We start from the raw sequence: 19,653 nt of genomic DNA, 5'->3' as shown, positions 1-19,653 counted from the left end.
AGCCGCGCGCGCGACGCGCCCGGGTCAATGCAGGCCCTTGGCCCTGGCCGCTTTCGACAGCGAGGAGAACAGATCGCTGGCGCGCAGGGGCTTGCTCAGGAACACGTCGAACATGCCCTTGTCCCCCTTGTCGAACAGCAGGGGGCTGTAGGCGCTCAGCGCGACGACGATGGTGTCGTCGTTGATCAGCCCGATGCGGCGCGTGTGCTCGAGCAATTCGAAGCCGCTCATCTCCGGCATCTGGATGTCGCACACGACGACCTGATAACGCTTCGCCGCCAGTTGCCGTTGCGCGTCCTGCGCCGAGCTGACGCCATCGACATCCACCCCATATGATTCGAACACCGAGACCAGCGTTTCCACGATCTCGGGATTGTCGTCCACCACCAGCACGTGGCGCAGCCACGCGATATCCATCGAATGGCTCGGCTTGCCCGGGCGCCGCTGCTCCAGGGACGGCTCTTGATCCGGCCGCCCCTCGCAGGGAAGCGACACGGTGAATTCCGAACCCGCCCCGGGCCGGCTGTCGATGGCGATCCTGCCATCGAGCAGACCGACGATCTCGCCCACGATCGCCAGGCCCATCCCGATCCCCGGTACCTGGCTCGCTCGCCCGTCGGCCAGGCGCACGAACGGCTTGAATATCTGCGCCTGGTCCGACTGGCTGATCCCCACGCCCTGATCCCGGACCTGGATCACGAGATCGTAGCGAGCCTCGCCACCGGAGCGGCTGCCGCGCGCAATTGCCGTGATGGAAACCCGCACCGGGCCGGTTTCGGAATATTTGATGGCGTTGGATACCAGGTTCGTGAGGATCTGCTGTACCCGATTCTCGTCGGAGAAAATCAACGGGAAATGCTCGCTGAATTTCACCTCGATCGCGATGCCCTTCTTCATCGACAGCTCGCGCTGCGATTCCAGCGTCACCCCGAGCACCTCCGACATCCGGAACCAGCCCTTGACGATCTTCAGGCGGCTGGTTCCCAACAGCGCGAAGTCGGTGATATCCCTCAGCTGGATATCGATGGCCTGCGCGGCCCGCTCCAGCGCGAACACGCCCTTCATCGCCGAGCGCGTGAGTTCCTCGTGCATCAGGTTGTCGATCACCGAGGTCACCACCTGCAAGGGCGAACGCAGTTCATGCCCGACCATCCCCAGGAAGGCAGCCTTGACTTCGCGCAGCTCGCTTTCGCGCCGGATATTCGCCCGCAACTGCCGCAGCAGCCAGAGCAGTCCGACGAATCCGACCAGGATGATGGCCACCAGGCCGGTGCTGAGCTTCAGGAAGAAGAACTGCTTGCTCTTGAAATCGTCGATCGCCAACTGGCGCCGCAGGATTTCCGCATCGCCGATGCTGTGCACCAGGCGGCTGACGTCGGGCGCCATCGCGTTGAGGGTCGCCAGGATCGCGACCGCGTCCTGCCGGGATATGCGCTGGCGCTCGAAGAACGGCGAGAGGCTGTACAGCGGCGGGCGCAGGTCGGCCAGGGCGGCTCGATATTCGGGCACGGCCATGGCCGAGCGGGTGGCATCCCCCGTCACCGACAGGATGAAATACTTCGACAGCAGGATGTTGTAGGACAACTCCAGGGCATCGAAATCGACGGTCCCGGCGAAAATACTGGACCAGGTCGCCCTTGAACTCCTCCAGTTTTATTTCGAACTGGGCCGGCCCCCAGTAATAGTTCTCCTGCGGCCCGGTCAGCGCGTAGACGCCTCTCGGATTCAACCAGGACAGCGCCGAGTAGGTCCAGAAAACGACCGAGACGATGATGATCGCGGCGATCGACAGGATCGCGAACCTCGGCGAGCCGTGGAACCCGATCGACCTCAGGCCGGAGCGCCGGGTCTGGAACAGGTTCTTCGTCACGATCGATGCGGCGCGTGCAGGACCTCGCCCGGCACCGCGATCCAGGCGACGGGCTCGCGCGTGAGCCACGGCGGGACGGCCCGGCCTTCGCGGAGGGCCAGGTGAAGACCTCGGGAATAGTGATGGATTCGCATGTCGAATTTCGCGAACAGGATCCGCAGGCCCTGGCGTGAATGAATGGTCACGTGCCCGTTGCGGGGCGAGATGTACCAGTGATCGATCGAGGCATCGGGCTCGAAATCCAGCGCGTAGGTCGAAAACAGGATCGCGCCATCGTCCTCCAGCTTGCTCGCCATGTCGGACACGGTGCCGATCGGATCGATGCTGTGCTCGAGCACCTCGAAGGAGGCGATGAGATCGTAGCCATTGCGTACCGCCACGGGATTCGAAAAAGGATCCCAGCTGTCGGCGCAGAAACCCTTCTGCGCGAGCATCCGGCTCAGATGGCCCGCATGGCCGCCATAGTCCAGGATCGATACCTTCCGGTCGGTCACCAGGTCGGCAATGAGCCTGGCATTCTGCCTGGGTCGCGTATCGAGCACGTCGACATCGATGAGCGCGTATTCCTCGTTGTAGATGTTCCGGGCGAAATCCTCACGGCTCCAGTGGTCGAAATCCGTCGTGAAGATCGTCGCGCAGTTTTCACACTTGAAATACGTCGCGAATTCGGCATGGGGAGGCAGGATCAAGCCTCGTCGCTCCTCGCAATTCTTGTTGAAGTTCGCCGTGCCGAACCATGCCGCGCGAGCGCCGCAGATCTTGCACGGCGTGGATCCCGGCAGCCGAGCACTCTGTGCATCCATTTCAGTCGACCTCCAGCGCCTTGATCTGTCGGGCAAAACTCGCCTCGAACCGGTAGTTGTTGAACACGTCGGGGTGCAGATCGCGCGGGAATATCGTGAAGATCGGGCCGAAGTTCCTGATCTGGAGTTGCTCGCCATTCATCGACGTCGCGAAGATCGGATGATATTTCATGACGTCCGATACGTAGATGGTTTGAGAAATGAAGCCGTCGTAAGCCGCCAGCCTGAAGGTGCCGCTCGCGACCCCCACCTTCTTCAGAATATCCTCCACCCGCACGCCCACGAATGTCGATCTCGCCGTCCACGGCGTGGAGGTGATGATCGTGTATTGGGGCATCGCACCCAGTTCTTCCGCGGAAAAATGGTGCAACAGCTTGCCCTGCTCGCCCGACGGGGTTCGCTGATACACGTCCAGGGACAAGGGCGGGAGCTTCGCCGCCGCCGGTCGGGCGAGCGGCAGGCTCGCGACCAGGACCGCGATGGCGAGGCTACCGACTCGAAGCGGGCTGTGGACAAGCAAGGGGCCTCCAAGGGTGTTCCTGCGATTGATCGGCGAGATCCGGCCGGCCTGGCCGAGCCAGACAGGCCGGGTTCGCCCAGGCAAGGGATGATCGCACATCCGGGTGTCGGCCCGCCGCCTGCCGTCGCGCCCCACGAATCGCCCATGCGCGGAGCGACACGCGCTGTCTCGAATCATTGCAGATATGACATTGCTGCCCGCCTGAGCTCCGAGCCAAGATTTGCCTGACGACGCAAGCGACTGGTCTATTCAGGAAACCTCGGCGATGACGAACAAGATGTATCGAACCGGCGAAACCCGGCAGCGGATCCTCGACGCGGCTCAGGGATTGATGGCGAGCAAGGGGTTTTCCGCGGTGGGCCTCAACGAGGTACTGCATGCCGCCTCGGTGCCGAAAGGCTCGTTCTATCACTACTTCGCCTCGAAGGACGCGTTTGGCGAGGCGCTGCTCGATGTTTATTTCGAAGCCTCGCTGGCCGGCATGGACTGCCTGCTGACGGCCGGCGATCGCGGCATGGGCGATCGGCTGATGAGTTACTGGCAAGGCTGGGCCGATCGCCAGATGGAGTCGAATGACAGCATGAAATGCCTGGTGGTCAAGCTCGGCGCCGAGCTTGCCGACATCTCCGAATCCATGAGACTGGCGCTCGAGCGCGGCACGGACAGGCTCGTCGAGCGCCTCGCCGAGGCGATTCGCCTGGGCATCGCCGACGGCTCGCTGGACGTGCGCGAGGCGCCGCCGGACGTCGCCCTGACGCTTTATCAAACATGGCTGGGCGCCAGCATCATGGCGAAGATCTCACGTAGCCGCCTGCCTTTCGAGAATGCGGCATCGATCACGCGCCACCTTATTCGGCCGCGATCGAGCACAGCCGACAGCGTCTCGCTGGCCGCTTCCAGGTAGCGACCCAATCCTGCCGATCAACGGTTCAACCTATTTTTTGTTAGCAGTGCGTTTTATTTACCCAAGAACGAATGGAGCTTTCCATGCCTTATCAAACCATCAACCCCACGACCAACGAACTGGTCAAGACCTATCCGAACCACACCGACGCCGACATCGAGGCCGCGCTGAGCGCGGCGCATCGACTGTACAAGTCGGCATGGTCGAAAGGCCCCATCAAGCCGCGCCTGCAGGTGCTGGAACGCCTCGCCGACCTGATCGACGCGCGCAAGGAGGAGCTGGCCCGCATCGCGACGATGGAGATGGGCAAGCTGATCGGCGACGCGCGCGACGAGGTGTGGATCATCGCCGAGATCGCGCGTTTCTATGCGCGCAACGCCGAGCGGTTCCTGGCACCGGTGAAGATTGATTCGCAGCTCGGCGATGCCTGGGTCGAGCATCATCCCATCGGTGTCCTGCTCGCGGTCGAGCCCTGGAACTTCCCCTACTATCAGCTGATGCGCGTATTCGCGCCGGCCATCGCGGCCGGCAACCCGGTGCTCGCCAAGCACGCCAGCATCGTGCCGCACTGCGCGAGCGTGTTCGAGGCCTTGGTCAACGAAGCCGGCGCGCCGGAAGGCGCCTGGAAGAACCTCTTCATCACCGCCGGCCAGGTTGCCGACATCATCGCGGACGATCGCATCCAGGGCGCCGCCATGACGGGCTCGGAAGGCGCCGGCAGCGCCATCGCGGCCCAGGCCGGCAAGTACTTGAAGAAGTCGACGCTGGAGATGGGCGGCAACGACGTGTTCGTCGTGCTCGACGACGCGGACCTGGAAAAAGCCGTCGAGATCGGCGTCTTCTCGCGCCTGCACATCTCGGGCCAGGAATGCATTTGCGCCAAGCGCTTCGTGCTGCACGAGAACATCGCCGACCAGTTCCTCGAGAAGTTCACCGTGGCGATGGCGGCCGTGAAGATCGGCGATCCGCTCGACGAAAGCACCAGGCTGGGCCCCCTGTCGTCCGCCGAGGCCGTGAAGGGGCTGTCGCGGCAGGTCGAGCGCGCGCTGGCGCACGGCGCCACGCTGCACCTGGGCGGCAAGGCACTCGAAGGCAAGGGCAACTTCTTCGAGCCGACCATCCTGACCCATGTCGCTCGCGACAACCCGGCCTACTTCGAGGAGTTCTTCGGCCCGGTCGCCCAGGTGTATGTCGTGAAGAACGACGACGAGGCGGTCGAACTGGCCAACGACTCGCGCTACGGCCTGGCGGGCGCGGTGTTCTCGCGGAACATCGAACGCGCCAAGTCGCTGGCCTCGCGCATCGAAACCGGTGCGGTCTGGATCAACAGCTTCGCCAGCACCGCCCCTGAGCTGCCCTTCGGCGGCGTGAAGCGCTCAGGCTACGGCCGCGAGCTGTCCGAGCTCGGCATCAAGGAGTTCGTCAACCAGAAGCTGGTTCTCGTCGCCAACGCCGGGGCTTGAGACAAGTATCGATCGCCGGAGACGGCATGCAGGTCGCCGCCTCCGGCGATCCAGCCTTGATCCCGGGCTGACGGGCCCGGGCATCACCAGGCCTCGTGTCGGGCTCGCCCCGGCACGTCATCACGCCTTCGGCGCGTATTGCATCTCGCCATTGCCGAACGACCAGTCCTCGCGCGCGACATCGACCAGGCTGATCCAGACGTCCTCCTTGCGCACGCCGACCTTGGCGTGGATGCCATCCGCGATGGCACGATAAAACGCCTTCTTGACCTCGACGGTGCGCCCGGCATTCCAGGTCACCTGGATGAAAACGATGCCCGGGGTGTAATCCACGCCAAGGTAACCTTCGGCCGGATAGACGAGCTCGTCCGGGGCGTGGCGCGAAATGATCTGGAACTTGTCGTGCTCCGGCACGTTGGCGATATTGACCATCGCCTCATACACCGTCTCGCTCACGGCGGCGACGACTTCGGGCGATGCGGACTTCGACAGATCGATACGGACGAGGGGCATTTCATTCTCCTGGTGTGAGGCGGCAAGCCTCGTGAGGTCATCGCGCCCGGCAAACAGGGGACTGGCGCAAAACGATGCCTAAGCGTAGGCTGGCGCTTGCATTTCCTCAAGCGAATGATATTCATGAAAAACATGACGGAACGGAATAATGATCGATGAGCTGAAATCCTTCGTCACGGTCGTCGATGCGGCCTCCCTGACCCGCGCCGCCGACGTCCTGTGCGTGTCGCAATCGACGATCTCCAAGCGCATCCAGCGTCTCGAGGAACTGATGGGCGGCGTGCTGTTCGACCGCAATGCCAAGCCGCCGCTACCGACGGCGCTGGCCAAGCGCGTCTACGAACAGGCGGTGCCGGTCTTGCGCGCGCTTGAGCAGTTGCAGGAGATCGCCCACGAGGATTCGCCGCCGTCAGGGACCTTGCGCTTCGGCCTGCCCCAGGCCGTCACGGACATCGTGCTGTTCGATGCGGTGACCGGCATGAAGCGCCGGTTTCCCGAACTCGAGGTGCAGTTGCTCACCGACAGCAGCCCCAGGCTGCAGGAGCGGATGGACGACGGATCGCTCGATGTCGCGATGCTGATACTGCCCTCGGGGGCGGCGCTGCCGGCCGACCTGGCGAGTGACCGAGTCGCCCGCTTCGACGTGAAAGTCGTGCAGAGCGCGGACCAGCCGCTGGTCGCGCGAAGAACCGACATGCATGCGCTGGCCGCCCATGGATGGATCCTCAATCCGGATGGTTGCGGCTATCGCGCGGCGCTGGAACGCGCCATGACGGACAAGGGACAAGCCGTCAGGCTGAGCATCGATACCTACGGCACCGACATGCAACTGCGATTGGTGGCCAGCGGCCTAGGCCTCGGCCTGGTGCCGATCGACGTGCTGCGGGCCAGCAAATGGCACCGCAAGCTGAGCGTGGTGGAAGTCAGCGATTTTGCCCTGGCAATCGACCTCTGGCTGGTCCATCCACGCTACCTGGGGAATCTCCGGCAGGCCGTCGAGGTGTTGCGCGAGTCGATCGTGGCGTCGTTCGATGGGCAGGCGGCGCGCGGCGCCAAAGGCGCTGCGTCGAGGTGAGGAAGGCACGGCCTGTCCAAACACGACACGTGATCGAATCGGCGGGCGGGTATCGCGCCGATGCCGGAATCTGTCACCCGGGTGGCGTGCCTCTCGCTGGATGAACGCGCAACCATCTGATGTCGCGATCGCCTATCGCGCAACCGGCAACTCGGCAGCGACGGAACGCCTGGTTGCGCTCTGCTCGGAACTAGTGTTCGGGGCACTCGCCAGATAACGACCTGCTTGCACGGCAGGGTCGGCCTCCGCGCCCGAATCCTGGCCGGGATGTTCTCGGCCGCTGGCGGCCGCCGCCTCCGTCCAAAGCCGCTCGATCCGCTGCAGACAGGCCTGCTTGCTGGCGGGCTCGCCCACCGTCTCCCAACCCGCTGGCAGGTTCCTGCCGTCGAACCATACCGAATAATTCCCTTCAGTGTTTCGCACGACGAAATACAAATCGTCCATGATCGTTCTCCTGGAAAAGCAAGATGAAGCGATGAACATCGCCGCGAGCGCGGCGGCGCCGTCAACTCAGGCCGAGTAGGCGCGAATCATCCCGGCGGCGATCGTGTGATGGGTCGCCTCGTCGATCAGCACGAACGCGCCCGTGCCCGGATGCGCATCGTAGGTATCGCAGACGATCGGCTTCTGCAGCGTCAGCGCCACCCGGCCGATGTCGTTCATCTTCAGGTCCTGGCGGTCGCTGGCGTGCGACAGCGTATGCACGTCCAGCACCTGCTTGACCTCGCCGATCCTGGTGAACACCGTGTTGGTGGTCTGCTTGAGCAGATACTTGCGTTGCGGGGACAACGGGGTTTCATCGAACCAGCAGAGATCGGCCTCCAGCTTTTTGGCCGGCTCGATGCGCTGCGCGTTCGGCACGAACACGTCGCCGCGCGAGACGTCGACGTCCTCGGCGAGGCGGATCGTGACGGTCTGCCCCGCGAAGGCGGATTCCACCGCAGCCGTGCCGCCCGGCACCGGCGCGACGATCTCGGCCACGGTCGCCGTGCGGCCCGAGGGCAGCACCGCGATCTCGTCGCCCACCTTCACCTCGCCCGCCTCGACGCGGCCCATGTAGCCGCGGAAATCGTCGGCCGAGCTGCCGTCCTGGCGCGCCACCCACTGCACCGGGAAGCGCAGCGCCTCGCCGCCGTCGATCGCCACCGGCAGCGTCTCCAGCACGTCGAGCAGCGGCTCGCCGGCGTACCAGGGCATGCTGTCCGACAGCGTGACGATGTTGTCGCCCTTCAGGGCCGACACCGGCACGAAGCGCACGCCCTCCAGGCCGAGCTGCTGCGCGAGCACGACGTAGGCATCGCGGATCAGGTTGAAGGTCGCTTCCGAATACTCGACCAGATCCATCTTGTTGATCGCGACGATCACGTGCTGCAGGCCGAGCAGCTTGACGATCGCGCTGTGGCGCTTGGTCTGTGGCAGCAATTGCGCCGGGCTCGCGAGGCCGCCCTCGACCGTGACGCGCGTGGCGTCCACCAGGATGATGGCCGCGTGCGCGGTGGAGGCGCCGGTCACCATGTTGCGCGTGTACTGCTCGTGGCCCGGCGTGTCGGCGATGATGAACTTGCGCTTGGCGGTGGCGAAGTAGCGGTAGGCCACGTCGATCGTAATGCCCTGCTCGCGCTCGGCTTCCAGGCCGTCGGTCAGCAGCGCGAGGTCGAGCTCGTCGCCAACGGTGCGCTTGTTCTTGGCGCGCGACAGCGCGGACAGCTGGTCCGACAACACGGCCTTGCTGTCGTACAGCAGGCGGCCGATCAGCGTGCTCTTGCCGTCGTCGACGCTGCCCGCCGTGATGAAGCGCAACACGCCGAGGTCTTCGTGGTTCTCGATGATGCTCATGATGTCTGTGTCCTCGCGTGCTTCAGAAATAGCCTTGCTTCTTGCGCTGTTCCATCGCGGCCTCGGAGGTCTGGTCGTCCATCCGCGTGGCGCCGCGCTCGGTGATCTCGGTCACCGCGGTCTCGGCGATGATCTTCTCGACGTCGTCGGCATCGCTCTCCACCGGGCAGGTGCAGGAGATGTCGCCGACCGTGCGGAAACGCACCTGGGCGGTTTCGCTCGCCTCGCCCTCGCGCATCGGCGTGAGCGGCGTGACCGGCACCAGCAGGCCGTTGCGGCGCACGATCTCGCGCTGGTGCGCGTAGTAGATCGAGGGCAGTTCGAGCTGCTCGCGCGCGATGTATTGCCAGACGTCGAGCTCGGTCCAGTTCGAGATCGGGAACACGCGCAGGTGCTCGCCCTTGTGCAGGCGCGCGTTGTAGAGGCTCCAGAGTTCCGGGCGCTGGGCCTTCGGATCCCATTGGCCAAACTCGTCGCGGAACGAGAAGATACGCTCCTTGGCGCGGGCCTTTTCCTCGTCGCGGCGCGCGCCGCCGATCATCGCGGTGTAACCGTGTTGCTCGATGGTCTCCAGCAGGGTAACGGCCTGCGCGGCATTGCGCGAATCGGTTTCGCGGCGCAGCACCACGGTGCCGCGCTGGATCGAATCCTCGACGTGGCCGACCACCAGCTCGGCGCCGATTTCCTTGGCGCGGCGATCGCGGAAGTCGATCACCTCATCGTAGTTGTGGCCGGTGTCGATATGCACCAGCGGGAACGGCAGCGAGGTCTTGCGATCCGGGCCCAGGCCGAAGGCCTTCAGCGCGAGATGCAGCACGACGACCGAATCCTTGCCGCCCGAGAACAGCAGGGCCGGCTTGCTGCATTCGGCCACCAGCTCGCGCAGGATGTGGATCGACTCGGCCTCGAGCCAGTCGAGGTGGCCCATCCGGCTGGCGGTGCCGGCCGGCGATGCGAAGGCGGATGGTTCGAGCGTGATGCTCATGCGACCGCCACGAGTTCGCCCGAGAGCTGCTCGATGTCCTGCGTGAAGGTACCGAGAAAATCGTCGTCGTCGTAGAAGGCCAGGGCCTGGCGAAACATCCTGTCGCGACTTTCCCAGCGGTTCGTCACCGGATATTGCGAAATCCGCGCATGGTCGTCGTGCGAGATGTGCAGCGCATGGCCCTCCTGGATGCGCGTGAGCCCCGCGCCCAGCGTGAGCCGCGAGATCATGTCCTGATCCTCCCAGCCCCAGCCGTGCAGGCGCCCGTTGTAGCCGTTGACCGCCAGGAAATCGTCGCGCCGCACCAGCAGCAGCCCCGGCGCCTGGCGCGTGCCGTCCTGCGCGTCCTCCTCGTTGTCGACGATCGCCAGTTCGCGCCCGTTGCGGATCTTCACGTCGAGCCGATATCCGAACCGCACCACGTTCTTCGCCTGGCGCGAATTGCGTTCGGTCTCTCGCACCCCTTTCAGCGTCGCGAACCGGCCCGGCTCGGCGCCCAGACGCGCGACCAGCGCATCGATCGAGGCCGGCTCGACGATGATGTCGCAATCGCAGAAGAACAGCGTGTCGTGCCGCGCGAAGTGCGCACCGAGGTTCTGGGCGCGCGTCTTGTGGAAATACGGCTGCTCGCGCAGCTCGACGACGCGCACCGCATCGCGATACGTGTCGGTCTGGCGCGCGACGGCTTCGGCGTCGCCGCCGAAGTTCACCACGATCACTTCGCCGCCGACACGCCGTGCCGTCTCGACCAGCCCCGGCAGCGCGCCGCGCAGTTCCTCGCGATTGCGCCACGTCACAATGATGGAAAGCATGGGATCAATCTCCTCCGGCCGACGGCCGTGACATGGGTATGGGTAGGCGGCCGCGCATCAGGCGTGGCGCAGCGCGAAATCCTTCAGGAAGGCCGTCAGCCGGCTCACCGCCTGCTCCGACACGGCGTTGTAGAGCGAGGCGCGCAGGCCGCCGATCGATCGATGTCCGTTCAGACCGGAGAAACCCGCCTCGGTCGCGAGTTCGAGACAGCGCGCATCGAGTCGCGCGTCGCGGAAGCGGAACGCCACGTTCATGGTGGAGCGGCATTCGCGCCGCGCGTGCGCATCCACCACTTCGCGCAGCTCGTCGAGCGTGGCGTACAACTGCGCCGCCTTGCGCGCGTTGCGCTCGGCCATGCGCTCGACGCCGCCCACCTCGTCGCGGATCCAGCGCAACACCCGCGCCATCACGTAGATCGCGAGCACCGGCGGCGTGTTGTAGTTGGAGCCGTGGCGGATATGGGTGCGATAGTCGAGCATCGGCGGCAAGGTGTCGGGAATGCGCTCGAGCAAGGCATTTCGGATGATCGCCACCGTCACGCCGGCCGGCCCGAGATTCTTCTGCGCATGCGCATAGACCATCCCGTAGGCGCGGACGTCGAACGGCCGGGACACGAAATCCGACGACATGTCCGCCACCCACGGCGCGCCGTCGTCGTCCGGCACGGCCGGGAACTGCAGGCCCTCCACCGTCTCGTTCGACACGAAGTGCCGATACGGGGCGCGCGGGTGCCAGTCCAGATCGGCAAGCCGCGGCAGCGTGCGGTAGCCGCTCGCCGCGCCGTCCCAGACGGTGCGCATCGCCATCACGCGCGAGGCCTCGTCGATCGCCTTGCGGCTCCAGTAGCCGCCCGTCACGTAGTCGGGCGGCGGCGCGCCAGGCACGCGAAAATTCATCGGGATCATCGAGAACTGCAGGCTGCTGCCGCCCTGCAGGTACACCACGCTGTAATCGTCGGGAATGCGCAGCAGCGCGCGCAGGTCGGCCTCGCTCTCCTCCAGCAGCTGCGCGAACCACCTGGAACGGTGGCTCATGCCGAGCACGGACAGGTTCGTCTCCGGCAAGGCCACGACCGCCTGCTGCAACTCGTCGAGCACGCAGTCGGGCAGCGCGCCCGGGCCGCCGGAGAAGTTCAGTTGATTGGGATGCATGGAGCAAGACTCCTGGATCGTTGGATGAGGCGATGACGGGTCATTTCTCGAGCAGGCCCGCGGCAGGACGCGGCGCGCCGCGCCGCAGCATCGCGTTGAGCGGCTCGGAGAAGTGGCGGAACACGATCTGCGCGACCAGCGCCGCCACGCAGAGATAGAACAGCAGCCAGAGCGGCTTCGCATAAAGCCCGACGTTCTCGCGCGTCACGTACTCGCGCAGCACGCCGAGCACGATGATGTGGAACAGGTAGAGCTCGTAGCTGCGCTGCCCGAACCAGCGGATCACGCGCGCCACGCGCCACGTGCGTGCCGGCTGCGCGCTCGCCGCCTCGTGCTGGAAGCAGTACAGCAGCACGGCGGTGCACAAGGCGACCACCGACACGCCCCACACCACGTGCTGCATGATCGGCCCAGACAGATAGGTCAGCGCCAGCACCAGGCCGGCCGCGCAGCGCAGCGCGATGCCGGTGCTCCGCGCGATGCGTCGCGCCGGCAGCAGCGCCACGAGGCTGCCCATCGCGATCGCGTCGAAGCACGACAGATAACCGTACAGCGCCACGATCTCGTCCTCGGCATGCAGGCTCCGGTAATACGGCGCGAACAGGATCGGCACCACCAGCCAGATGCCGATGTAGCGCGGCCGGCGCAGCAGCAGGAACACGATCGGGAAGCTCAGGTAGAACACCTCCTCCACCGACAGCGACCAGAGGATGTTCATCGCGTAGTTGAAGTAGCCGACCTGCGCCATCAGCACGTTGTGCCAGAACGTCAGCACCGAGAGCACCGCCACCGGCATGCTCGCCGTGTCGGGCTTGTTCACGAACGAACGCATCTCGAACAGGCTCAGCACCACCATGATGGCGAGTGCCAGGACCAGGCAGGGCAGGATGCGCGAGGCGCGGAACCGATAGAAGGTGCCGGGCCGGATCCGCGTGGGCGCACCGAAGCGGCGCAGCGAGGTGGAGGTGATCAGGAAGCCCGACACGGTGAAGAACATGGTCACGCCATAGTTGCCGTTGCGCGCCACCGCCTTGATGGCCTCGGACAACCACGGCAGGTCGAACGGCAGCAGATGCAGCCGATAGGTCAGGTGGAAATGCAGGATCAGCACGAGCAGGATCGCGATGCCTCGCAGCATGTCCACGCCGTTGCTACGCTTGCCTTGGTTCATTGGGTTTCCTGTTGTTGGAGCGGCGGCGATGCCACCGCCTGTAATTCGGCGCGGGTGCGCAGCATCTGCCGCGCTACCTGCTCGACGGTCTCGATCGACCAGACGCACGGCAGCCGCGCGCCGCCCGGTATGTCCTCCTCGCCATCCCGTGCGCCGGTCCGCACCGTGCCCGAGGCGTCCAGTTCCACATGCTCCCGGGCACTCCATTCGCGGTTCAGCGCGACAGCGGCCTCGAGCTCGAGGCCCGCGGGCAGGTCGAGCGAAAGCCGGCCCGCCTCGATCGCGACCGGATAGCCGCCCGGCAGCCCGTTCGGGCCGGGAGCATGGCCGGCGTAGCTGGCGATGCGCCCGAGCAGCGCGGCCAGCAGCACGGCGCCGGTCGCGCCGGTGACGCGGTTCAGCGACGCGTCGGCGGGCAGCCGCGGATCCGGCAGGGCCCTCGCCTCGCAAGCCCGCGCATCCACCCAGACGCGCGGCGCGTGACGGTGCCCGTGCCCGGCGATCGCCGCGCCGACATGCCAGTGATGCGCGAGCATGCGCAGGCGCGCGCCGGGCGCCAGATCCATCTCGGCGTGGTACGCGGCGGCCAGCGTCGCCACGTTGCCGATGCCGCACACGACATCGTGGCCGAGCCGCACCAGGATCTCGTTGACCGCGTCGGGGTAGCAGGCATTGACGAAGCGGCTGCCGGGGGAATGCGCCGCGATCGCGCGCGCCACGCGCAGCGCCAGCACCACCTGCAGCGGCAGCGTCGCGCCATAGCCCTGGGCGCGGATCGTCGCGGCCCAGGCATCGCGCCCGGCGGCGATCTCCCACATCGACTGCAGCGAGGCCACGTTGAACACCAGCGCCGGCCGCAGCGCGGCCAGCAGGCTGTCGAGCGCGCCCGCCGCATCCCAGTCGAGCCGATGGCCGACCACGCGATGCGGCGTGCCATGCACCACGGCGCGCGCGTTGGTGGCCTGCACCAGCCAGGCCAGGCGCGCCGCGTTGCGCCCGGCCAGCACGATCCGCAGCGGCCTCGCGCCCGCCGGCAGGGTGGCGAGATCGAACAGCACGGCCTCGGCGAGCGAGCCGGTGCCGGTCACCAGCAGATCCGCGCTCATCGGCCGGCCTCGCGGGCGGCCCGCGCGCCGCTCCTTGCCGCGCGCCCGCCGCCGCGCAGTTCGGCGGCCAGGCGCGCGGCGATATCGTCCGCGGCGAGCCCGTGGCGCTTGAGCAGCACCTCGGTCGGCCCGAAATCGCCGCTCCAGTCGGCCGGCCAGGAAAACACCGGGTCGCGCACCGCGAACCCCTCGGCATGCAGCAGGTCGGCCAGGCCGCCGCGACGCGTGTGGTCGTCCACCACCCAGAGCCCATCCACGTCGCGCAGCAGGGCCGCGAACTCGGCAGCGGGAAACGGCGCGAGCCGCGTCAGGTGAATCACGCCGGCATCGACGTCGAACTCGCGCAGCCGGCGCGCGGCGTCGAGCGCGACGTGCGTGAACAGCCCGCAGCTCACCAGCGCGAAACGCGCGCGCGCGCCGATCCAGCGACATTCGGCAGGCTCGCCGGGCAACGCGCCCAGCGGTTCGCGCGGATAGCGCAGATAGGCCGGGCGCTCCCGCGCCAGCACCGCGTCGACCACGAATCGCGTGTCCGCCTCGCAGCCGGGCGTCCAGATATCGAGGTTCGGCAGCGATCCGATCGCCGCGATGTCGTTGAGCGCCTGGTGGCTCTTGCCGTTCGGCCCGCCGCAGCCGCCCGCGTGCGAGCCGACCAGCGTGACCGGCACGCCGGTCTGCGCGAGCCCGACGCGAATCTGGTCGTAGGCGCGAAAGCACAGAAAGGCCGCGAACGAGAACACCCACGGCCGCAAGCCGCAGGCGGCCATGCCGGCCGCGGTCGACACCATGGTCTGCTCGGCGATCCCGGCCATCAGGAAGCGCTCCGGGTGCGCCTGCGCGAAGCGGTCCACGCCGTAGGAATCGGCCAGGTCGCCGTCCACCACCCAGATCCGCGGGTCGTGCCGCGCCCGCTCGACGAGCGCCTGCGCGCAATGGGCGGCGGGCCTCATGCCGGCTCCCCGGCCGCCATCACGGCGTCGCGGAACTGCGCCTCGGTCAGGCTCAGGCAATGCGACAGCCCGGGCGCGTCGGCGAAGGCCGGAATGCCGTGGCCCTTCTCGGTATGGGCCAGCAGCACGCCGGGCTGGCCGCGCCGGCCCAGCATGTTGCGCATCGCGGCCTCGAGCCCGGCCGCGTCGTGCCCCGGCGCCTCGCTGACATGCCAGCCGAACGCCTCCCACTTGCGCGCCGCGTCGGGCAGCGGCGCGGGCTCGATGCCCGGCATGCCGTGCCAGCCCATCTCCTGGTAACCGTTCAGGTCCAGCACCGCATGCAGGTTGTCGACGCGGTAGCGCGACGCCAATTGCGCGGCCTCCCACACCTGCCCTTCCTGGCATTCGCCGTCGCCGAGCACCACCCAGACGCGCGCGCCCGTGCCGCGCAGCGCGAGGGCCATGCCGAGTCCGACCGACAGGCCCTGGCCGAGCGATCCGGTGGAAAAGTCGATCGCGTCGCACAGGCTCATGTCGGGATGGCACGCCAGGCGGCCGCCGTGCTGCCCGTAGCTGGCCAGCTCGGCCTCGGGCAGCGCGCCGACCGAGGCGAGCGTCGCGTACAGCGCGACCGAGGCATGCCCCTTCGACAGGATCAGGCGATCCGCCCGCCCCTGGGCGCGCCGCGCCGGATCGCGGTCGAGAATCCGGTGATGGAGCACCATCAAGCTGTCGAGCACGCTCATCGCGCCGCCGAAATGGCCGCCCTGCGCGCCGTGCAGCATCGTCAACACGCGCTTGCGGCTCTCCCGTATCTGAATCTCGAGGTTCATCGAATCTCCCGGTTCTTGAAATCAGTTCAGCGCAGCCGCGCGAGACCGTGCTCGCTCAGCAGCGCGTCGCTGCGGATGGCGCGCCAGCAGGCGTCGAACGCCGCCAGCGCCTCGGCATCGGCGCCGCGCGTCGACAATCGCTCGCGAGACAGGCCGGAGCCCGCCTGCGCGTCCCTGCCCAGCGCCGTGGCGATGGCGTCGCCGCGCGCCGCCAGGGCGGCCGGATCGGACACGATGCGCCGCAACGCCGGCAGCGGGCCGGCCAGCAGGTCCTCGTACCAGACCGGCTGGGGCCGCACGCCGGCGCGATGCAGGCGGTCGAAGGCCTCGACCGATACCTTCAGCAGCTCGGCCAGCGTCTCGCCGCGCTCGCCGAACGCGCGCGAGGTGGAGCGCACCCAATCGTCCCGCTCGCGGAACATGAAGACGTAACGCGCTTGCGGGAAGGCCTGCAGAAACACGTCCACCGCCCGGTTGCAGCGCGCGCGCAGCTTGATGACCGGCGCACGCCCGCACGCGAGCGCGAGCCCGCACACGGCGGCGCGCACCACGCTCGGCCCCCAGCGCCGCGCCGCCGCCAGCTCGGCGTCGTCGTCGACCCAGGCGACGTTGGTCAGCACGTCCGGCTCCGAGATCGCCGGCTCGCCGGCGGCGGCCAGCAGGCGCGACAGCAGCGTGGAGCCGCAGCGGCCGATCGAGAACACGAAGGTCGGCGTCAGGCCGGCATCGTCGTGCCAGGCGTCGAGCCGCTCGAACGGCAGCTCGGCCAGCCACTGCACATGGCGGCGCTGATGCTGGTAGAGGAAGGGCACGTCGCTCAACGCGGCATCGCCCTCCCAGCGGCCATGAACGAGCCGCTCGGCGCGCCAGTCCGCGTACAGCGGCACGTAGCGCGCGCGCTCGGGCAACTCGGCCAGCGAGGCGTGGCGCGCGACGACGCGGCTGTCGAAGTCGCCGGGGCGCACCATGCGGGTCGAATCGGCATGGCGGACCCGCAGCACCTGCTTGACGCACACCGGACCGGATGAATCGGCGGATGTCATGCTCTCACTCCTGTCAGGATGGACCGGCCCCGCCTCGCCACAAGGCGCCCAGCAGCCGCTGCGCCTCGTCGGTGAAGCCCTCGCCGCCGTTGGTGCCGCCCGCGTACTCGCCGAACACCGGCCCGCGGTCCGAATCGAACAGGTCGACGCGCACGTGCTCGATGCCGGTCCAGCCGCGGTAATAGTCGGCGAGCTGCTCGGCCAGCGTGATCACGCGATCGAAGTGCGCCGGACGCGCGATCTCGCGCTCGATCGGCTGCGCGCTGTGATAGAGCGCGGCGCGCCGCCAGTCGCGGTCGTAGTCGTAGGCGACGCAGCCCAGGTCGTAGCCCACGGTCACGTAGTGGATGTACTCCACGCGACCGTGGAAGGTCAGGCACTTGAACTGCGACACGCAGGGCGAGCCGTCGCGGTTCTCGACCATCTCCTCGACGATCACGTGATTGTTCAGGCCGCGATAGCACCATTGGCGCGCGAAGAAGGCGCGGATCTCCTCGGGCGCGAACGCCGCGCCTGTCTTCAGGTCGGTGCCGCGATCCATCAGCATCAGCACGCCGGTCTGGCAGCGCGGCTTGATCACGTAGCGTGGCGGCAGCGCGGCGAAATCGCAGTCGGCCACGTCGCCCTGGAAATACAGCTTCGGCAGGTAGGCCTCGAAAGCCTGCAGATGCGTGCGGCAGGTCAGCTTGCAGTCGAGCTGCGTCTCGCTCGCCACGCGCCGCATTTCGTCGGGCGTGGCGCCGGCCTGGAAGATGCCGCGGCGATCGTCGTAGTGCGGCCAGCGCTCGCGCACCTTGTCTCGGAAGGTCGTGCTCACGGGCGCGCTCCCTCAGGCTCGCCGCGCACGGGCTACCCAGCTCTCGCGGGAGCCGCTGCGGTAGTCCTCGAGCTCGCTCCAGTCGGTGAGGCCCTGCGCGTGCCAGTCGACCCGCTCGTGATCGAGGCCGTAATGATCGAACAGCATCTCCACGGCCGAGCGATTGGCCCAGCCCATCAGGCCGCTCTGGCGCGCGGTGGCGCCCGGCGCCGCGGCGTCCTCGTACAGCAGCACCAGGTTGCCGGTGCGGCTGCGCTCGCTGGGCAGCACGTCGTCGAACCAGCCCTGCATGCGCGTGAGCAGCGAGCGCTTGCCGAAGCCGCCCTGCTGCATGTTGCGCACGAAGGCGTTGACGCGGCGGTTGCGCAGCCGCTCGCGCAGGTTCCAGCGCTCGCGCGCCACCCAGGTGTCGAGGATGAAGGCGCCCGGCGCGATGCGGCCGATCTCGCGCATCACGTCGATATGCTCGATCAGGTGGCTCAGCACGCCGAAGCAGAGGATCGTGTCGAAGCCGCCCGGCTCGACCGAGCGCAGGTATTCCACGAGATCGCCGGCCACCACCTCGTAGCGCTCGCGCGCATGGCCGCCCTGGGCCAGGTTCGCGCGCGCGGCGTCGAGGTGGCTTTCGCGCACCTCCACGCCCACCACCTTGGCCGCGCCGTGCGCGAGCGCGGCGTGCATGAAGCGTCCGTCGTGGCTGGCGAGATCCAGCACGCGCTTGCCGCGAAAATCCTGCTCATAGCCGCTGATGAGCACCTTCGCGCGCCAGTTCAGGCGCTGCGCGACCGCGCGCACGGTGCTGGAGGCGAGGTAGACGGAGCCGGAGAAGTCGACGCCGGATTGCATGGTCGATGAGTTCATGATGAGGTTCGGATTCAGGTAGGAGAACCACGGCCTGCCGGCCGTGGCGCAATCGATCGCGCCTCGCGCGACCTCGTCAGGCAGGTTCGGCGGCGGTGGCCGCCTCGCGGGCCACGCCGAACGGCACGTCGCCGCGCACGCACACGCGCCGCGCGAAGCGCCGCCCGGCGCCGTAGTCGTCCACCGCGGTGTGCATGGTGCAGCGGTTGTCCCAGAGCGCGACGTCGCCGTTCGACCAGTGCCAGCGCACCGTGAACTGCGGCTTCTCCATCTGCGCATACAGGTAGTTCAGGATCGTCGCGCTCTCGGCGGAATGGAAACCCGCCAGGTGCGAGGTCATGAAGGGATTGACGAACAGGCACTTGCGGCCGGTCTCCGGATGCACGCGCACCACGGGGTGCTCCGCGCCGAACAGGTTGCTCAGGTCGATGTCGGTGCGGCCCTTGCCCTGGAACGCGCCCGGGCGCTGCGAATACTGCTCGGTGGTCATGTCGTGCACCGCGCGCTGGCCTTCGAGGAAGGCCTGCATGCCCGGCGACAGGCTCTCGTAGGCGGCCTCGAGGTCGGCCCACATGGTGTCGCCGCCGCTGGCCGGCGTCTCCATCACGCACAGCACGCCCAGCGCGGTCGGCGCCTTCGCGACGCTCAGGTCGGTATGCCAGATCGACGCCCGCCCGCTGGGCACGTCGGCGTCGAATACCGTTACCTCGGGGCGCCCGTCGGGCTTGGCCGAAAACGAGGGGAAATTCGTCTCGATCTCACCGAACAGGCGCGCGAACGCGATCTGCGTGTCGACCTCGAGCGCGGGCTGGTCGGTGAAGAACAGCACCTTGTGGCGCAACAGCGCCGCGCGGATCTCCTCGACGCCGCCGTGCTCGACGATGCCCGCCAGCGTACGGTTGCGCACTTGGGCGCCGATGGTGCCGCTCAGCGGCCTCAGGTCCAGGGTGGTCATGG

20 protein-coding genes are annotated in these 19,653 nt (G+C 67.3%); 3 read left to right on the top strand and 17 right to left on the bottom strand.

From position 1 onward, the window contains the following. Window positions 1-24: 24 nt before the first annotated feature. The 3 genes from BM43_RS30765 to BM43_RS40915 form a co-directional block, all read right to left on the bottom strand. The gene (locus BM43_RS30765) at window positions 25-1,584 is read right to left on the bottom strand and encodes a hybrid sensor histidine kinase/response regulator (RefSeq protein WP_232484011.1); all 1,560 of its coding nucleotides are present in this window, start codon (window positions 1,582-1,584) and stop codon (window positions 25-27) included. Window positions 1,585-1,866: 282 nt separating this feature from the next. Next, window positions 1,867-2,673, bottom strand: coding sequence for a class I SAM-dependent methyltransferase (locus BM43_RS30760; RefSeq protein WP_052409210.1), 807 nt, complete (start codon window positions 2,671-2,673; stop codon window positions 1,867-1,869). A gap of 1 nt (window position 2,674) precedes the next feature. Continuing rightward, window positions 2,675-3,292, bottom strand: coding sequence for a putative pterin-binding protein (locus BM43_RS40915; RefSeq protein WP_157693190.1), 618 nt, complete (start codon window positions 3,290-3,292; stop codon window positions 2,675-2,677). Between the two features lie 166 nt (window positions 3,293-3,458). On the opposite strand from BM43_RS40915, the gene BM43_RS30750 reads away from it, so the two are divergent. Both BM43_RS30750 and BM43_RS30745 read left to right on the top strand, forming a co-directional pair. After that, on the top strand, window positions 3,459-4,097 hold the full coding sequence (locus BM43_RS30750; RefSeq protein ID WP_080742148.1) for a TetR/AcrR family transcriptional regulator: 639 nt from the start codon (window positions 3,459-3,461) through the stop codon (window positions 4,095-4,097). A gap of 83 nt (window positions 4,098-4,180) precedes the next feature. After that, the gene (locus BM43_RS30745) at window positions 4,181-5,560 is read left to right on the top strand and encodes an NAD-dependent succinate-semialdehyde dehydrogenase (protein WP_036051934.1); all 1,380 of its coding nucleotides are present in this window, start codon (window positions 4,181-4,183) and stop codon (window positions 5,558-5,560) included. Between the two features lie 120 nt (window positions 5,561-5,680). Here the strand turns inward: BM43_RS30745 and BM43_RS30740 are convergent, their stop codons facing one another. Continuing rightward, on the bottom strand, window positions 5,681-6,073 hold the full coding sequence (locus tag BM43_RS30740) for a tautomerase family protein (RefSeq protein WP_013697583.1): 393 nt from the start codon (window positions 6,071-6,073) through the stop codon (window positions 5,681-5,683). A 148-nt stretch (window positions 6,074-6,221) separates the two neighbouring features. Between BM43_RS30740 and BM43_RS30735 the strand changes: the two genes are divergently transcribed. Continuing rightward, on the top strand, window positions 6,222-7,148 hold the full coding sequence (locus tag BM43_RS30735; protein ID WP_052409211.1) for a LysR family transcriptional regulator: 927 nt from the start codon (window positions 6,222-6,224) through the stop codon (window positions 7,146-7,148). Between the two features lie 132 nt (window positions 7,149-7,280). Here BM43_RS30735 and BM43_RS30730 read toward each other — a convergent pair whose 3' ends face one another. From BM43_RS30730 to BM43_RS30670, 13 genes are all read right to left on the bottom strand, one after another. After that, window positions 7,281-7,592, bottom strand: a complete 312-nt coding sequence (locus BM43_RS30730) for an MbtH family NRPS accessory protein (protein ID WP_230676285.1) — start codon at window positions 7,590-7,592, stop codon at window positions 7,281-7,283. Between the two features lie 66 nt (window positions 7,593-7,658). Then, a complete protein-coding gene (locus tag BM43_RS30725; RefSeq protein ID WP_036051936.1) occupies window positions 7,659-8,984 on the bottom strand; it encodes a sulfate adenylyltransferase subunit 1 in 1,326 nt (441 codons plus the stop codon). Window positions 8,985-9,006: 22 nt separating this feature from the next. After that, window positions 9,007-9,969 (bottom strand): sulfate adenylyltransferase subunit CysD, encoded by a 963-nt coding sequence (gene cysD / locus BM43_RS30720; RefSeq protein WP_036051937.1) that lies wholly within the window; start codon window positions 9,967-9,969, stop codon window positions 9,007-9,009. Continuing rightward, window positions 9,966-10,781 carry a galactosyltransferase-related protein gene (locus BM43_RS30715; RefSeq protein WP_036051938.1) on the bottom strand — a complete coding sequence of 272 codons (816 nt, stop codon included), beginning with the start codon at window positions 10,779-10,781 and terminating at the stop codon, window positions 9,966-9,968. Before BM43_RS30715 ends, cysD begins: the two co-directional genes overlap by 4 nt. 57 nt (window positions 10,782-10,838) lie before the next feature. Then, window positions 10,839-11,933 carry a phosphoserine transaminase gene (locus BM43_RS30710; protein ID WP_036051939.1) on the bottom strand — a complete coding sequence of 365 codons (1,095 nt, stop codon included), beginning with the start codon at window positions 11,931-11,933 and terminating at the stop codon, window positions 10,839-10,841. Window positions 11,934-11,973: 40 nt separating this feature from the next. Further along, window positions 11,974-13,104 (bottom strand): acyltransferase family protein, encoded by a 1,131-nt coding sequence (locus tag BM43_RS30705; RefSeq protein WP_036051940.1) that lies wholly within the window; start codon window positions 13,102-13,104, stop codon window positions 11,974-11,976. Next, entirely contained in the window at window positions 13,101-14,210 is a 1,110-nt protein-coding gene (locus BM43_RS30700; RefSeq protein WP_036051941.1) for a hypothetical protein, read from the bottom strand. Before BM43_RS30700 ends, BM43_RS30705 begins: the two co-directional genes overlap by 4 nt. Then, window positions 14,207-15,160, bottom strand: coding sequence for a transketolase family protein (locus BM43_RS30695; protein ID WP_042285582.1), 954 nt, complete (start codon window positions 15,158-15,160; stop codon window positions 14,207-14,209). Before BM43_RS30695 ends, BM43_RS30700 begins: the two co-directional genes overlap by 4 nt. Next, window positions 15,157-15,975 (bottom strand): transketolase, encoded by an 819-nt coding sequence (locus tag BM43_RS30690; protein ID WP_036051942.1) that lies wholly within the window; start codon window positions 15,973-15,975, stop codon window positions 15,157-15,159. The genes BM43_RS30695 and BM43_RS30690 overlap by 4 nt, the downstream gene beginning before the upstream one ends. 26 nt (window positions 15,976-16,001) lie before the next feature. Further along, entirely contained in the window at window positions 16,002-17,018 is a 1,017-nt protein-coding gene (locus BM43_RS30685; RefSeq protein ID WP_036051943.1) for a sulfotransferase family protein, read from the bottom strand. Between the two features lie 13 nt (window positions 17,019-17,031). Then, entirely contained in the window at window positions 17,032-17,772 is a 741-nt protein-coding gene (locus tag BM43_RS30680) for an ATP-grasp fold amidoligase family protein (RefSeq protein WP_042285595.1), read from the bottom strand. Window positions 17,773-17,847: 75 nt separating this feature from the next. Further along, window positions 17,848-18,696, bottom strand: coding sequence for a class I SAM-dependent methyltransferase (locus BM43_RS30675; RefSeq protein ID WP_036051945.1), 849 nt, complete (start codon window positions 18,694-18,696; stop codon window positions 17,848-17,850). A 76-nt stretch (window positions 18,697-18,772) separates the two neighbouring features. After that, window positions 18,773-19,651 (bottom strand): TauD/TfdA dioxygenase family protein, encoded by an 879-nt coding sequence (locus tag BM43_RS30670; protein ID WP_036051946.1) that lies wholly within the window; start codon window positions 19,649-19,651, stop codon window positions 18,773-18,775. Window positions 19,652-19,653 lie beyond the last annotated feature (2 nt).

This window comes from Burkholderia gladioli (assembly GCF_000959725.1).
Taxonomy (GTDB): domain Bacteria; phylum Pseudomonadota; class Gammaproteobacteria; order Burkholderiales; family Burkholderiaceae; genus Burkholderia; species Burkholderia gladioli.
Note: the sequence above shows the minus strand (reverse complement) of the source record. Positions and strands in the feature narration are given on the sequence as shown.

Bases quoted from the DNA above. Each gene is read 5' to 3' on its own strand.
- BM43_RS30760 (WP_052409210.1), bottom strand. From the start codon at position 2,673: ATGGATGCACAGAGTGCTCGGCTGCCGGGATCCACGCCGTGCAAGATC.
- BM43_RS40915 (WP_157693190.1), bottom strand. From the start codon at position 3,292: ATGTGCGATCATCCCTTGCCTGGGCGAACCCGGCCTGTCTGGCTCGGC.
- BM43_RS30750 (WP_080742148.1), top strand. From the start codon at position 3,459: ATGACGAACAAGATGTATCGAACCGGCGAAACCCGGCAGCGGATCCTC.
- BM43_RS30745 (WP_036051934.1), top strand. From the start codon at position 4,181: ATGCCTTATCAAACCATCAACCCCACGACCAACGAACTGGTCAAGACC.
- BM43_RS30740 (WP_013697583.1), bottom strand. From the start codon at position 6,073: ATGCCCCTCGTCCGTATCGATCTGTCGAAGTCCGCATCGCCCGAAGTC.
- BM43_RS30735 (WP_052409211.1), top strand. From the start codon at position 6,222: ATGATCGATGAGCTGAAATCCTTCGTCACGGTCGTCGATGCGGCCTCC.
- BM43_RS30730 (WP_230676285.1), bottom strand. From the start codon at position 7,592: ATGGACGATTTGTATTTCGTCGTGCGAAACACTGAAGGGAATTATTCG.
- BM43_RS30725 (WP_036051936.1), bottom strand. From the start codon at position 8,984: ATGAGCATCATCGAGAACCACGAAGACCTCGGCGTGTTGCGCTTCATC.
- cysD (WP_036051937.1), bottom strand. From the start codon at position 9,969: ATGAGCATCACGCTCGAACCATCCGCCTTCGCATCGCCGGCCGGCACC.
- BM43_RS30715 (WP_036051938.1), bottom strand. From the start codon at position 10,781: ATGCTTTCCATCATTGTGACGTGGCGCAATCGCGAGGAACTGCGCGGC.
- BM43_RS30710 (WP_036051939.1), bottom strand. From the start codon at position 11,933: ATGCATCCCAATCAACTGAACTTCTCCGGCGGCCCGGGCGCGCTGCCC.
- BM43_RS30705 (WP_036051940.1), bottom strand. From the start codon at position 13,104: ATGAACCAAGGCAAGCGTAGCAACGGCGTGGACATGCTGCGAGGCATC.
- BM43_RS30700 (WP_036051941.1), bottom strand. From the start codon at position 14,210: ATGAGCGCGGATCTGCTGGTGACCGGCACCGGCTCGCTCGCCGAGGCC.
- BM43_RS30695 (WP_042285582.1), bottom strand. From the start codon at position 15,160: ATGAGGCCCGCCGCCCATTGCGCGCAGGCGCTCGTCGAGCGGGCGCGG.
- BM43_RS30690 (WP_036051942.1), bottom strand. From the start codon at position 15,975: ATGAACCTCGAGATTCAGATACGGGAGAGCCGCAAGCGCGTGTTGACG.
- BM43_RS30685 (WP_036051943.1), bottom strand. From the start codon at position 17,018: ATGACATCCGCCGATTCATCCGGTCCGGTGTGCGTCAAGCAGGTGCTG.
- BM43_RS30675 (WP_036051945.1), bottom strand. From the start codon at position 18,696: ATGAACTCATCGACCATGCAATCCGGCGTCGACTTCTCCGGCTCCGTC.
- BM43_RS30670 (WP_036051946.1), bottom strand. From the start codon at position 19,651: ATGACCACCCTGGACCTGAGGCCGCTGAGCGGCACCATCGGCGCCCAA.